The sequence below is a fragment of the Centipeda felix genome (assembly GCF_900186465.1).
GTDB classification, from domain to species: Bacteria; Bacillota; Negativicutes; order Selenomonadales; family Selenomonadaceae; genus Centipeda; species Centipeda felix.
On record NZ_LT891958.1, the window covers coordinates 159,281 to 173,292 of the forward strand.

Annotated in this window: 16 protein-coding genes; 1 reads left to right on the forward strand and 15 read right to left on the reverse strand. The window is 54.9% G+C overall.

The genetic code is table 11. The features are described from left to right. Positions 1–17 precede the first annotated feature (17 nt). The 14 genes from C1713_RS05110 to C1713_RS05175 form a co-directional block, all read right to left on the reverse strand. Positions 18–1,010 (reverse strand): glycosyltransferase family 2 protein, encoded by a 993-nt coding sequence (locus C1713_RS05110; protein WP_009754053.1) that lies wholly within the window; start codon positions 1,008–1,010, stop codon positions 18–20. Continuing rightward, positions 952–1,764 (reverse strand): DUF4422 domain-containing protein, encoded by an 813-nt coding sequence (locus C1713_RS05115; RefSeq protein ID WP_245870997.1) that lies wholly within the window; start codon positions 1,762–1,764, stop codon positions 952–954. The genes C1713_RS05110 and C1713_RS05115 overlap by 59 nt, the downstream gene beginning before the upstream one ends. Then, positions 1,754–3,190: an undecaprenyl-phosphate galactose phosphotransferase WbaP gene (gene wbaP, locus C1713_RS05120; protein WP_102493246.1), complete on the reverse strand. Its 1,437-nt coding sequence runs from the start codon at positions 3,188–3,190 to the stop codon at positions 1,754–1,756. Before wbaP ends, C1713_RS05115 begins: the two co-directional genes overlap by 11 nt. Before the next feature lie 24 nt (positions 3,191–3,214). Next, on the reverse strand, positions 3,215–4,570 hold the full coding sequence (locus C1713_RS05125) for a GumC family protein (RefSeq protein WP_102493247.1): 1,356 nt from the start codon (positions 4,568–4,570) through the stop codon (positions 3,215–3,217). A 12-nt stretch (positions 4,571–4,582) separates the two neighbouring features. After that, a complete protein-coding gene (locus C1713_RS05130) occupies positions 4,583–5,341 on the reverse strand; it encodes a polysaccharide biosynthesis/export family protein (protein WP_009754049.1) in 759 nt (252 codons plus the stop codon). Positions 5,342–5,375: 34 nt separating this feature from the next. Continuing rightward, a complete protein-coding gene (locus tag C1713_RS05135; RefSeq protein ID WP_102493248.1) occupies positions 5,376–6,317 on the reverse strand; it encodes an AEC family transporter in 942 nt (313 codons plus the stop codon). A gap of 65 nt (positions 6,318–6,382) precedes the next feature. Further along, complete coding sequence (locus C1713_RS05140) at positions 6,383–7,171, reverse strand: PHP domain-containing protein (RefSeq protein WP_102493249.1); 789 nt, start codon at positions 7,169–7,171, stop codon at positions 6,383–6,385. Beyond that, positions 7,168–8,046 carry a 16S rRNA (adenine(1518)-N(6)/adenine(1519)-N(6))-dimethyltransferase RsmA gene (gene rsmA / locus C1713_RS05145; RefSeq protein WP_102493250.1) on the reverse strand — a complete coding sequence of 293 codons (879 nt, stop codon included), beginning with the start codon at positions 8,044–8,046 and terminating at the stop codon, positions 7,168–7,170. Before rsmA ends, C1713_RS05140 begins: the two co-directional genes overlap by 4 nt. Then, on the reverse strand, positions 8,043–8,582 hold the full coding sequence (rnmV, locus tag C1713_RS05150) for a ribonuclease M5 (protein ID WP_050341363.1): 540 nt from the start codon (positions 8,580–8,582) through the stop codon (positions 8,043–8,045). Before rnmV ends, rsmA begins: the two co-directional genes overlap by 4 nt. A gap of 139 nt (positions 8,583–8,721) precedes the next feature. Then, positions 8,722–9,021, reverse strand: coding sequence for a DUF2442 domain-containing protein (locus tag C1713_RS05155; protein WP_050341365.1), 300 nt, complete (start codon positions 9,019–9,021; stop codon positions 8,722–8,724). A 5-nt stretch (positions 9,022–9,026) separates the two neighbouring features. Next, a complete protein-coding gene (locus C1713_RS05160; RefSeq protein WP_006691089.1) occupies positions 9,027–9,293 on the reverse strand; it encodes a DUF4160 domain-containing protein in 267 nt (88 codons plus the stop codon). Continuing rightward, positions 9,286–9,981 (reverse strand): dTMP kinase, encoded by a 696-nt coding sequence (locus tag C1713_RS05165; protein ID WP_102493251.1) that lies wholly within the window; start codon positions 9,979–9,981, stop codon positions 9,286–9,288. Before C1713_RS05165 ends, C1713_RS05160 begins: the two co-directional genes overlap by 8 nt. Positions 9,982–9,983: 2 nt before the next feature. After that, positions 9,984–11,441 (reverse strand): aminotransferase class I/II-fold pyridoxal phosphate-dependent enzyme, encoded by a 1,458-nt coding sequence (locus tag C1713_RS05170; protein WP_102493252.1) that lies wholly within the window; start codon positions 11,439–11,441, stop codon positions 9,984–9,986. Further along, a complete protein-coding gene (locus tag C1713_RS05175) occupies positions 11,438–12,694 on the reverse strand; it encodes a sensor histidine kinase (protein ID WP_102493253.1) in 1,257 nt (418 codons plus the stop codon). The genes C1713_RS05170 and C1713_RS05175 overlap by 4 nt, the downstream gene beginning before the upstream one ends. A gap of 151 nt (positions 12,695–12,845) precedes the next feature. On the opposite strand from C1713_RS05175, the gene C1713_RS05180 reads away from it, so the two are divergent. Continuing rightward, positions 12,846–13,301: a nitrous oxide-stimulated promoter family protein gene (locus C1713_RS05180; RefSeq protein ID WP_009754038.1), complete on the forward strand. Its 456-nt coding sequence runs from the start codon at positions 12,846–12,848 to the stop codon at positions 13,299–13,301. A gap of 66 nt (positions 13,302–13,367) precedes the next feature. Here C1713_RS05180 and C1713_RS05185 read toward each other — a convergent pair whose 3' ends face one another. Further along, positions 13,368–13,928: a methyl-accepting chemotaxis protein gene (locus C1713_RS05185; protein ID WP_039981396.1), complete on the reverse strand. Its 561-nt coding sequence runs from the start codon at positions 13,926–13,928 to the stop codon at positions 13,368–13,370. Positions 13,929–14,012: the final 84 nt, after the last annotated feature.

A 14,012-nucleotide genomic window follows, 5' to 3' on the forward strand; every position in this document is an offset into this window, starting at 1 on the left:
CCTCTATTCACATAGGCTCAGAATCTTGACAGGAATGCTTTTAACAAACGACATGGTGTAAAGTAAATAACCAACGCAACCAATTTATCCCTTTTTCGCAAATCTGTACTCTGTATGATAGCACACAGATTTTTTCTAATGAGATGTCTTCCTTTTTCATATAACTCTCTCCCTTCCGCAGATAGAGAAAGTGCCATGCATCCTACGAGAATAGTTTTCCAATAGCCAGCTTTTGAGCAAGGAACGCCCAAGCATAAAAAAAATTTGTATCTTCTGTGCGCGATAACAAAAGATTGTCTAATAAACTTTACTGGTTTTCTTTGATTCGTCAAGCTATTTGATCGATACATATAGTAATACAAATGACAAGGCAAAAAGTATACTGTTTTTAGCTTAACCGAAAAACGTGTAAAAAAATCATAGTCCTCATAAAACTTCAATGAAGGGTTAAATGAAACACTTTTGACGATCGAAGATTTAAGAATATGTGTGCATAAATAACTTTTAATATATCGATCACAAGAGAGCTCATATAGATAGTTTTCTATTTTTACATAACCATCAAAGCGCAATGGCTGAGGAACATTTTTTTCGTCAATGATCTTGGTTAGTCCAATCACAACACAATCCGGCTCTGCGGATAGAGCCCCAAAGATCATGTTTTTCCATCGCACATCAACGTAATCATCTGGGTCACACCATGCGATATAATCTCCAGAAGATTTCTGCAGCCCCAAACTTCTGGCTGAACCAACCCCTTTGTTTTGCTGATGAAACACCTTGATTTCCTTGTATTGTAAAGCATAATCATCGCAAATTTGCCCGCTACTATCGGTTGAGCCATCATCTATACAAATCAGTTCCAGATCATCTAGGCCTTGTTGTATAAAAGAAATTAAGCAACGCTCAATATATTCTTCTACGTTATATACCGGAAGAATAACACTTATCTTAAGTTCCTTTTCCCGCTCGTTTCCCGTTCCAGAACTTCCTTTTGAGGAAAATACCACCTTTTTTCACCCAATTCTGTCGTTCCATAAACCGTACCTGTACCTCTTTGTAAGGAACACTGTTTGTTTCAAGCCAAATATCTAAAAGAAGTTCAGACAGGTACCCATATATTCTTGCCTCGACTGGGTCATAATGCGAGATGTCTGTCCTCCGCTCAACTTCACTTAATATATAGAAGAGCCATCTGCAATATCCATCGAGCAAGTCTCGTCTCATAACAAACATATTAAACATATGTGCCCAGGTGCGTTCCATAACTCTTTTAAACGAAGGCAGATATTGCGGGTACAACTCGGATATGACTGTTTCTACCGTATCTAAATCCTTAGCATAATGCGCATGATTATAATGGCTGCGATTTGTTTCGATAAAATATCGTCTCTTTTGGGGTACAATCACGGGAATCCGAGCTAATATATCTTCGAAATCTCTTTTCCCAAGAATAGCATCCTGCGCTTTCCTCCAACGTGTTTTCACAAAATATCTTCTATAGTGACATAGTCCAATATAGTCATCCTCCAAATTCTTCCACGCCCAATAGAGTCCTGTGAGTTCACAATAGTTTGCATTTTTGATACTAATATTATCCCCTGTATCATCACCTTGGTAACCTAGCTTAACTTTTCCAGCACACCCAACATGGATGGGTAAATAGACTTCATCATCCGGCATCCAGTACTTTTTATGCGTAGCCACAATAATTTTTATGTCCAACCCATTTTCCTCCATAGATGGAATTAATTCAATACGCACCTTTTCCAGTAAATACAGTCTTCACAGTCTTGAACAAATATACAAGATCAATCCAAACCGACCAGTTGCGCACATACCATGTATCCATGCCAACACGCTCTTCGTACGTAGTGTCACTACGTCCGTTCACCTGCCACATGCCCGTGATGCCCGGAGGCACCATATAATACTCCTCGATGTTCTCTCCGTAGAATTTAACTTCCTTTGCCACTATAGGGCGTGGTCCGACGAGACTCATATCTCCCATCAGCACATTCCAAAGCTGCGGAAGTTCGTCAAGACTGGTCTTGCGCAGGAATGCCCCTAATTTCGTCACGCGAGGATCGTTCGTAAGTTTGAAGGACTCCTCCCATTCTTTTCGTGCTTCTGGATTCTTTGCAAGATACTCTTCCAGTCGTTCCTGTGCGTTCGGCACCATGGTCTGAAATTTATAGCAAGGGAAAGGTTTTCCTTTCCGTCCGACGCGGCGATGCGCAAAAATGATACGCCCCTTATTGTCAACACCAACAACGACAGCAAGTATAAGCAGAATCGGAGAGATCAATATGCCTCCGATGATGGTCAGGATAAGGTCAAAGATGCGTTTCGCCAGTCGGTTCCTCCTACGCGCGAGATTGTTTCGTATGCTGAGCATGAATACTTTTTCGGTATAGAACGGCTCAACGCCGACATGCCCCAGAGGGAGCATCATGAGATCAGGAACAAAGAGGATGTCACGCACCAGTGGCTGGATCTTCGCGACAAGTCGCTCCATCCGAGTACCGTCCATCCCAGGGGCCGTGATAATCACAGTCTTTACTCCTGAATCCCGAATAATATCTACGGCATTTTGCACCTGTCCTAAGAGCAGAAATTTTTGTGGAAGAATCTTCGATATTGGGGCATCATCGAGCAGCCCTACAACCCGATAGCGATAGCCCAAGTCTCCATCGAAGAAAGAAAGGGCAAGCTCCGCCGTTTTTCCTGCGCCGATCAGGATCACAGGCTTCATTAGCCAGTTCATCTTTTTCAGCAGTTTGAGGAGAATATACCGTCCTATATAGATGTTAAAGAGTGCCAGGAAACCAAACAGGACGACATAAAGGCGCGAGGCAAGCATACTTGCCTGCATAAAATAAAGTATAAGGATGCAGGTGATCAGTGCATAGAGCACCGCATAGAAGATCTGCTGTACCATAGCGATGATTGGCCGCATCTTTGTGTAGGTCTGCGAGATAGCAAGGAACGCAATGAATACGAGTGGTATCCAAAAAAACAGATAGGCATTAGGTACGTGATAGGATATTCCTATCAGCGCCCCATAGATGTCATGCATGCCAAATGCCATTCTCTCTGCAAGGAGAATAGCCAGATAGTCAAAAACGATAAACAAAAGAGGTGCACACACTCTGCGAAGTATGGCTGATGTCTCAGATACAATCGCCATGAATATGTACACCTCCTAAAGTCGTTATGCTTCGCGTTTATAGGTCAGCAGGCCGTACCCCATAGAAAGGAGTATGCCGAGAGCAAAACCGATCGCTGTGATCAGCATCTTACGCGGTGCAGCAGGTCTATCCTCATCCGGCAGATTCGCCGGGTCAATGATCTGGATGTCCATACTCTCCATCGCTGCCTGCAGTCGGTTTTGCTCATACTGCTTGACGAGATTCGCATAGACTTCATTCTTGATTTTTGCTTCGCGCGTGAGGCGCATATACTCGGCAACATCGTCGGGGAACGTGCCGAGTTCCTCCTCCCTCTTGCTGCGCTGTGCCTTCAGTGCCTGCTCACTCGCCTGTGCCACCGCGAGGTTGACCGATGCGAGGGCGCGCTCCTTGCTCAGTTCGGAGTGTGTTGGATTCAGCGTCGTCGCCCCGGAGTCGACACTCGAGATGACCTCTGCATTGAGGCTCGCACGCAGCTGATCCAGTTCCTTCTGCGCCTTCTGGACGCTCGGATGCAGCTCTGTGTAGTTCTGCTCGAGCCCGGCGAGCTCGACGCGCTTGCTGACAATCTGATCGCGTATTTTCTGTACAGTCGTGTTGTCAGAGATGCTATACGCCTTGCTGCCGCTTTTTTGCTCACCGAGTTTTTCGTTGGCTGCACTGAGCGATGCCTGTGCCGAGGCAGCCTCAACCTCTGCCTTGCCAATCTCCTTGTCATACGCGGCCATCTGCTCGATCACTGCTTTTGCCTGATCGGTAGGGCTGTATACCTTATGCTCACGGCTGAACTGCGCGAGTTTATCCTCAGCTTCTTCAGCCTCCTGCTTCGTTCCGTTGATGCGTTCATCGAGGAACTTCATAAGGAGAGACTGCGTCTGTTGATTCATATCCGTCTGCATGAGGAGGAAGTTGTCGACGACATTCTGCGAGATCTGCTGTGCTTCCTCAGGACTTTTCCCGCGCGCCGTCACCTCGATAAGGTTTGTCCCTTTGGTATTCTTGATATCGAGATGGCTCTTAGCGAAGGACTTTGCATCTGGTTTTTTCTCTGTACCAAAGTCAATAGAGTCAATGATCGGGTCGAGCACGGTGCGCGACTTCATCAGCTCGATGTAGTTTGTCGTGGGCGAGGCAACGCTCCCCCCGCCCAATCCACCGAGCCCAAGTGCTACCATCGTACCTGCCGCACCCGAGATATCCATCTTTGCCGTCGTACGTGTCTGAACGAGGGTCGTAGACTCATACTGCTTGGGCAGGAGAAAGGAGATCACGAGGGCAACCAGCGTACAGACGCCCACGATGCAGAAGATCACAGGCTTGTGGTCGCACATGATCTGAAACAGTCTTGAGAGATCAATCGAGTCTTCGTTACGATCCATGCTGTCCTCTTTCTAGTCCGCCAATGCTTTATACATCGTAAATACGTTCAGATACGGCAGGACATCCTCTTGGAACTTGATGCCGTTCGAGGTCGGAACGTAGACGATATCGCCGTCCTGCAGTGCCAAATTCTGCGTCAGATCATGCTTCTTGATGTAGTTCTTCAGGTTCACCTGTTTATAGTACATTGTATCGCCGACGACGCGGATCACCTGTACCTGTGTGCTGCGTCCACGATTCGTAAAGCCGCCTGCCGAGGTGATCGCCGCATACGCGTTCAGTGTGTCGGCAGACATCTCCTTGATGCCTGGCTCTCGCACCTCTCCCATGACATAAATGTTCCGTTTTCCGTATGTCTTAACGCCGACGGAGAGCTCCGGAAAGCGCAGGTAGCGGTGCATCCGCTCGGAAATCAAGTCCTGCGCCTCATCAAGTGTAAGTCCTGCCAACCGCAGCGAACCCGCATAGGGGAGCTGGGCGTAGCCATCGGGACCGATCATGACAGAATCAAGAGCCGCTGCCCCATTCCCTAAGGCAGAGTTGAACCCGACGACTTGGACACTGAGCACATCATATTTGCTCAGTCGGTACGTCTCGCCATGGCGATCTCCGATCGTTGTCGCCATCCGGAAGTCTCCTCCTTCGACGACATGATACGGCGCATCCGTGCTTGGTGCAGGCTCGTTTGCCTGTGCTGCCTGCGGCATCCATATAAGCCCTGCGGCAAGTGCCACTGCGCAGACTCCTGCCCGTTTCTTTTTCCACGTCATGGTACAATTCTCCTTTATTTTGATGCAGAATGCTTTAGAACAGCTCCAATGTCTTGAACAAAAATACCCAGCCGAAGATGGTAAAGCAGGCAAGCGCGCTGCTGTAGACAACGCAGTTGCCCGCGAGCTCGGCGTCCGCCTGCATCTGCTGTGCCATGGCAAAGCCTGCAACGGCACAAGGCGTGGCAAAGATTGCGATGAGCGTGACAAGCTCGACGCCGCGAAAGCCGAGTGCAACGGCACAGGCGAGTACGACGGCAGGTACGAGGACAAGGCGCGCAGTGACCGAGAAGATGAGCTGGAGCAGATGCGTGTGATAGCTGCCGCCATGGAATGACGCCCCGAGGATGATGAGTGCGACAGGCGTGGTCGCCGCCGCGATCTGTGCGACGGGCTTCAGGACGGGCGCAGGAATCGGCAGTTCTGCGACGCGGCACAATGCCCCTAGTATCGCGCCGAGAATCATCGGGTTCATAACAACGCCGCGCAGGATATGCGGCAGGTTGAATTGCCTGCCGCGAAATGTCTCAAGAATAAAGACGCTGAGAATGTTGTAGAGGGGAACAATGACGGCGATCATCATGGTCGGGATGGCAATCGCCTCGTCCCCAAAGATGTTGCCGACAAGCGGGACGCCCATGAGGACGTAGTTGCCGCGAAAGCTCGCCTGGATCATCGGGCCGCGCCGTGCATTGTCCTTCTCGATCATACAGACGATCGCACCGAAGACGAGCGCCGTCAGGATGACGCCGCACGCACCGAAGACCATGAGCATCGGCTGAAACGCCTTCTGCGGGTCAGAGACGTAGATGTTGTAGAACATCATGAAGAAGAAGAACACACGGAACACCATACGGTTCACGTGCTTCAGTTCTTCCTCGGTAAGGAGGCGTACGTGCTTAACGAAAAGCCCGACGGCCATCAAGCAGAATAGCGGGACGACGCCGCCGAGTGCGACAAAAAAATTACTCAACACGACGAATCCCTCCGTCCATTGTCCTATATTATAGCAGGAAAAGAAAAAGAGGGCAATAAATAGCTTCACTCGTCACAAATCTGCATTTTCCGCGCACGGAAGGTGACGACGGTGAGGTCAAAGGCATGGGCAAGCTCACGCCCACGGTCACAGCGCGCACCGATCGCCTCGGGGACATGGGCATCCGATCCGATGGTGACATAGCGTCCGCCGAGCTCGTGGTAGCGGCGGCAGACGGGCGCGAGTTCCTTGATGCCGCGCGGCGCGGAGAGGCGGCGCGTGTTGATCTCGATGACGGTGTCCGTCTCGATGAGCGCACGCAGGACGGCGTCGATGTCGCCTGTGAAGTCGCCATAGCTGATCTCGGGATGAGCGAACGTGGCATTCCTCGCGATGTAGTCGATGTGCGCGAGGGCGTCGATGAAGGGATGCGCGTAGATCTCGTCGCGCATGACGGTAAAGTACTCATGGTACATCTCCGCCTTTTCGCGCCCCGCAAAGGTCTCAGGATAGTAGAGATCCTTGCACTCCAAAAAGTGAATCGAGCCGAGGACAAAGTCAAACGGAACACGCTGCACGAACGCGGCGTTTTTTTTGCGTGCGCTCGCCATCATTCCCATCTCGACACCGAGCGAAAGATTCCCCGCTGCGCGCAGGGGCTCGTACGCCGTCCAATACGCCTCGGGATCAAAGATGAACTGCTCCTTTCCCGCCGACGGGTAGTCATAGTCGAGGTGCTCGGTGAAGACAAGTCCGATTCCCTGCTCCTCTGCATGGGCAAGTGCCTCCTCTGCCCGCATCTCAGAGTCAGCAGAAAACGATGTATGAATATGGCTGTCAAAGAACATGGTCATTCCTCCTCCGGCAAAATCGCGCCCACAGCATCCGACAGGCGGGCGAAGTCCGCGAGGGAGAGCTGCTCGCCGCGCAGCGATTCGGCAATCCCTGCCGCCGCAAGTCCTGCACGGCACAGTTCCTTCGTCAGTCCCGCCCCCGTGAGTGCATTAAGGAGTGTTTTGCGCCGCTGTCCGAAGGCAGCGCGAACGAGACGGAAGAACAGCTTTTCATCCGTTGGACAGACAGAAGGTGTCTCCCGCACACGGCAGGCAATGACGGCACTCGTGACCTCGGGTGCGGGCATAAAGGCGCGCGGCGGTACATCCATGACGATATGTGCATCCGTATAGTACTGCACAGCGATGGAGAGCGCCCCGTAGTCCTTCGAGCCAGGGCGCGCCGTCATACGGACGGCGACCTCCTTCTGCACCATGGTCACCATGCGCTCGATGGGCAGATGCTGTTCGAGGAGTGCCATGAGGATCGGGGTGGTGATATAGTAGGGAAGATTCGCAACGACTTTGAACCGCTCTCCCGCACCGAGGTTCAGGATGCGGAGGATGTCCAGCTTCAGGATGTCGCCCGGCACGACGGTCACGTTGTCATAGCCCTTCAGTGTCTCGGCGAGGACGGCAGGAAGTTTTTTGTCCAGTTCGACGGCGACGATGCGTGCACCGCTCTCGGCGAGCCCCTGCGTCAGCGTGCCGATGCCGGGGCCGATCTCGAGGACAGTATCTGAGCGGCTGAGGTCAGCCGCATCCACGATGGCGCGCACCACGCCCGCATCCACGAGGAAGTTCTGCCCGAGCCGCTTGCTCGCGCGCAGGTGAAAGGCGCTCAGGATGTGGCGCGTGACCTTTGGGTCGGCGATCACGGGGATACTTGCGTTCATTCCATGTCCTCCCATGCGGCAGTAAACTCCGCGCGTGTAATGCCATAGGTGTTGAGTCGGCGCAGAAATGTCTTTGCATTCGCAAAGCCGAGCCCAAGACGGCGTCCGAGCTGTGCGCGCCGTTCGGCGGCGTCCCCCGTTCCTGTCAGTCCCGCCTGCATCATATCGCTCATCGAAAACGTCTCCTCCGGTTCTTCCATCGGCGTGCGTACCTTGTCGAGTGCCGCACGGACAGCCGCGGGGGATGCCTGCTCCACGCCGATGTCGCCGTCCCCTGCATTCGTCGCGTCCTCCACAGGGATAAAGGCATGGCGGGCACGCGGAAACATCTCGGTCAGGCGCGCACGGATGCGCTCACCGACTGTATCGGGATCGGTGAGGATGATGATACCGCGCTTTTCATAGGCGGCACGGATATTTTTGATCGCCGCATTGCGCAGGCGAAATCCGTCGGTGATGATGCAGTCCGCATCGACTGCGCGCCGCACCGCCGCAACGTCCATCTTGCCCTCGACGATGATGACTTCTTTGATCACAATCGGCTCTTACACTCCTCATCCTGACACGTCACTGTATTCGCCACTTCCACCGCTCACGCGGTCCCCCTCCCCCGTAAACGGGGGAGGCTTTTTCGTTTACAGGATACTGACTTTCCTATCGTAATACGGAGAGGCTTCATACAGCTTCTTCCAGCGGGTCATTCACCACGGGTGATGCGTAGACCGTAAACGGATCAATATCGATACATTTCGTTTCATCGCGATTGCCGGCGATATCCCATGCAACTGTACCATTCATCACCGTCAGACGATCCACGAATACCTTACGGTCACGAAGCTGTGCGAGGATGCCCGAGCGCATGACGAGCTCCGACGCATCGTAACGGCGCACCGTGCCATCGTTGAAATACGCATAGACGGTGTAGTTATCCCCTGGGACAACCTGCAGTACTTCGGGGAAAAACCGAGAATCCATCTTCCTCATCTCCTTATCATCGGCGGAATCGGATTAGGCTCTCTGCCAGCCTTGACCAATTCCCAGTCCTGCATGAGTTCATCCTGATAGAGAACACACCATGCCAAGACGAGTTTTAGCTGTCGGTTGGGAAGGTAGCCATTCAAAATACTGGCATTCTGAATATCTATCGTGGCTTTATTCCCTGCATATTCTGCATGGATATGCGGGGGATTATGGTCGTTGTGGTAAATCGTAATACGGATACCAAAGAATAGGCTAATTTCAGGCATGAGATTCTCTCCCCGTCGTCAAAAACTTCCCCACCTCCGCATACAGCCGTTCATGAATCTCCTCGATGGGGAGAGGTGCGCCGTCTGCGCTCGATGGGATGCGTACCCAGCCGCAGCGTGCGGTGAGCAGGACATAGGCATCGTGAGTGCGGCGCAGGTAGTCCGCGTCGCGCTCGTGGATATCGGGCGTCTCTCCCTTCGCCTGTGCGCGCGCGGTGAGCAGGCGCTCTGCCGCGCACGGCTCCATGTCGAGGAAGAATACGGCGTCGGGCACAGGCAGTCCAAGTTTGTTGAACTCGAAGTCATCGAGCCAGTCGAGAAAGGCATCGCGCTCGGCTGCATCCCTGATCTTCACCGCCTGATGCACCATGTTCGATGTGGTATAGCGGTCAGCAAGGATGATTGTCCCAGCCTCATAGTCCTGCCCCCACTTCATCCGATAGGAGGCGTAGCGATCAACCGCAAAGAAGGTCGAGGCGGCGTATGGATTCACCTCGTCCGCCTGCGTGCCGAAGTCACCGCGCAGGTACATCCGCACGGGCATCGACGCATCCGCCGCGTAGTCGGGAAAGGTAACGGCGCGTACGCGATGACCCTCGCGTATGAGCCGCTGCGTGAGAAGGCGCGTCTGCGTTTCCTTGCCCGAGCCGTCGCCCGCTTCGATGATAAAGAGCTTTCCGCGTGCCATACTTATCCTTTCGCAATTACCGTCACCGTATCGAGAGACGCGTCTGCCGCCCCCACGACACGCGCACCGATCGCGCGCATCGTCTGCAGACAGCGGATGGTCGCCGCATCGATCACGTCGCCGGGTGCGAGGACAGGGATGCCCGGCGGATAGAACACAATCGTCTCTGCCGCTATACGCCCCACGGCATGCGTCACAGATACGTGCTCCGTGCGCGCAAAATACGCCTCACGCGGCGTGAGTGCTGTCTCCGGCAGCGGGGGCAGCGCGCAGAGCGCCGCCTCCCCCGCTCCGCGCGAGGTGCAGAGCGGCGCACAGGTCTCCGCCATCGTGTGCAGCGCCGCATAGAGCCGCTCCGTCTCCTGTGCGCCATCCGCATAGGAGAGAAGAAAGAGCACGTTGCGCGCATCCGCCAGCTCACAGGCGATCCCTTGCCGCCGCAGCTCCTCCTCTGCCGCAAAGCCCGTCATGCCGAGCCCCATCACCTGCACGGTGAGCTTGGTGCGATCGAGCGCCTCCATCCCGGGCGCCCCCATGTGCTCTGCACCGAAGGCCCACAGTCCCGGAATGTCATTGATGCGCTGCCGCAGATCATCGGCACGGCGAATGAGTGCCCCGAGGTGCTCTGCTCCCTCCTGCTCCATCTGCTCCCGCGCCAGATCGAGGGCCGCGAGAAAGATTTCATTTGGACTGGTCGTCTGGAGTACGCCCGATGCTGCGCGAATCCGCGCGGGCGGCACGCGTCCGCCGCGTGCGAGGAGCATCGAGGTCTGCGTCAGCGAGCCGAGCATCTTGTGCGTGCTCTCCGCCGAGAGATCTGCGCCCGCCGCCATGGCAGACGGCGGCAGCTCCTCCGCAAAGGCAAAATGCGCCCCGTGCGCACTGTCTGTGAGGAGGAGCATCCCGTGCGCGTGAAGGTGCGCGGCAATCGCCGACAGCTCCGAGGTCACTCCGTAGTAGGTCGGATGGATAAGGAGCACGGCACGCGCCTCGGGATGCTCCCGCACCGCGCGTTCCACCGTCGTATACGATACGCCCATCGCGATCCCGAGCCGTGTGTCAATCTCGGGGGCAAGCCAGACGGGGCGCACGCCCGTGAGGATCATCGCGCCGACGATGGAGCGATGTGCGTTGCGCGGTACGAGGATGGTATCGCCGGGCGCGGCCGCCGCCATCAGCATCGTGTGGACAGCGCCCGTCGTCCCGTTCACCATAAAGTATGCCTCGTCCGCACCGTATGCGCGCGCCGCCAGCTCCTCCGCCGCACGGATGCAGCCCGTCGGCGTATGGAAGTCATCGAGCTCTGCCGAGAGCGAGACATCCGCGCGCAGTCCCTCGTCCGTCAGCAGCCGACGCAGCAGCGGATGTACTCCGCGCCCACCCTTGTGCCCCGGCGTGTGATAGGGGGCAACGCCCAGCCCCGCATAGCGGAGCAAAGCCTCGGCAATCGGTGCGCTCACGCGTCCTCCACCATGCGGTTGCGCACGCGCAGATGCACCTTCGTCCCCTTGCCCGGCTCGGAGAGGATCTGGATCTCGGCGCCGATGAGCTTTGCTCTCTCCTCCATGCCGATCATGCCGAAGTGCCGCCCGCGCCGCCTGCGCTGCGACTCCATATCGAGCGCATCGTCGTCCTCATCGTCTTCTGTTTCATCCACATGGTCAGGAGAGAATCCGATTCCCTCATCCGCGATTAGGAGGGTGAGCGCCTGCGGCGTGTAGTGCATGCGCACGCGCACCTTATCCGTCCGCGCATGCTGAACGACGTTGTTGAGTGCCTCCTGTACGATGCGGAACACAGCGATCTCCACGTGTTTCGGCAGGGCATAGTAGTCGCCCTCCATGCTGAATGTCCCGTGCAGTTTTCCGCGCTCGCCAAAGAGGGCGATCAGCTGCTCCACCGCCTGCGGGAGGCCGAGATCGTCGAGTGCCATCGGCCGCATATCGAAGATGATCTGGCGGACGCTCGTCAGGCATTTGCGAATCTCGCCGCGCAGCTCTTCGAGCGTTTTCTTCGCCTCCGCCATGTCCTGATCCATCAACCGCTCGACAATGGTCGTCGTGAACAGGCTGTTCGCGAGATCCTGCGCGGGGCCGTCGTGGATCTCGCGCGAGATGCGGTAACGCTCCTCCTCGGTCGCCTTGATGATGCGCGCACCGACAAACTTATCCTTCTGTACCGCCTCGATCTGCCAGATCACCCCGCTCACCTGTGTGCTGAGATAGCTGAGTACCGAGCCGATAGAGAGCGCCATCTGCTCCGCACGGGCGACCACATTGCCAAGATAGCGCAGACGTATCTCAAGCTTGTCACGTTCCACACGCATGGACTGCTCTTTCTCGCGCTCAATCGCAAGGTTGATCTGGATGATGGAAACCGCCTCGTACGTCTTGCGGATCTCATCCTCCGTATATTCCGTGAACTTCTCGCTCACCTCGGCGAGACGACGCTTGGCCTGCTGCTCCTCTGCGGTAAGTGCATCTACACGTTCAATGGTCGCAGCGACGTGTTCTTTCAGCTCCATGAGACGGCGCCGTGCTCTCTCCACTTCCCTGCGCGTATTTTCATAGATGTCAAAGATCTGGGTCTTGTTGTCCTCGATCGTGTTGATCGTATTGGTCAGCAGTTTGCGCAGCTGTCCCTCTTCAACCCCCTCCACGGGCTGATCGTCTGCGGGTGCACTGCTCATCCGCCGTCTGTCTGTTGTGCGCATCATATCCTCCTATCTCTTTGCGCTTTATTGTACCCCATTTATCATGAAAAGTCACGTTCCCTTACTCCTTGCATTTTCTGCAAAAAATCGGTAAAATGTCAAAACGGAGAGAAAAATACAAGAACACGAAACGAAAGCATAGGTGAACCCGATGAGTATTTTTTCACGTTTCCTGCCGAAGCGCAAGCCGCCCGAGCTGAAGAATAACATCCCGAAGGAGAAGGAGAACATCCGCAAGACCTTCGCCGTCTACTGCGCGAAGCATCACAAGCCGAAGAACGGCAAGCTCTGCCCCGCCTGCACGGCACTGCTCGCGACGGTGTTTACGAAAATGGATCGCTGCCCCTACGGCATCACAAAGCCGATCTGCGACCGCTGCGACCGTCCGTGTTTCGGTGCGAAGGCGACGCAGGATTTCCTCACGATCATGAAGTCCGCACAGCGCGGGATGTTCCTGCGCCACCCCGTCATGGCGATCAAGCACAAGCTCGCGAGCATGGGCGTGGACTACGCAAAGTATCAGCAGGAGAAGAAGACGACGGATAAGGCAAAGGCGAAGGAGAAGGCGGCAAAGGCGCGCGCCAAGGACAAGGAAAAGAAGAAGTAAAGCGATACGCAAAAAGGACGGCAGATGAAGTCACCGCTTCGTCTGCCGTCCTTTTGTATGCACTGCTTATGCGAGGCTCTTGACGTAGTCCCTGAGCTGCTCGGTGGCACGCGTCACCTGCGAGAGGTTTGCCGTAATCTCCTGCGTGGAAGCTGCCTGCTGCTCACTGATGGAGCCCGTCGTCTCGATGGAATGCGAGATGTCCTCGACCGCACGGTTCATCTCCGTCAGCGTCACCTGGATGCGCTCCGTCGCCTCACGCGACTGCTCGGCGAGCTTGCGCACCTCCTCGGCAACGACGGCAAAGCCGCGCCCCTGCTCACCCGCACGCGCCGCCTCGATGGCTGCGTTCAGACCGAGCAGATTCGTCTGTCCCGCGATGTTCGTGATGAAGTCGATGACCTTGATCGTGTCGGCGTTGCGCTCCTGGAGGAATTTCGCCTGCTGGACGGACTCCTGCCCTGCCTTTGCGAGCTCCGTCGCGCTCTTGGCGACCTGCTCGATCGCCTGAAAGACGGTCTGTGTCGACGTCGCGATCTGCTCGATCGACGTCATCAGGCGCTCGTGATCGATCTTCGCGCCTACCGTCTCCGCTGCACCCTTGGTCTCTTTCACTGCTTCTGCCATATCTCTTCCTCCCTGATCCACCCCGAGGATCATGCTCTCTTTCATTGTCACTTATTTATTCCACAGAGATAAAAAAATACCTTC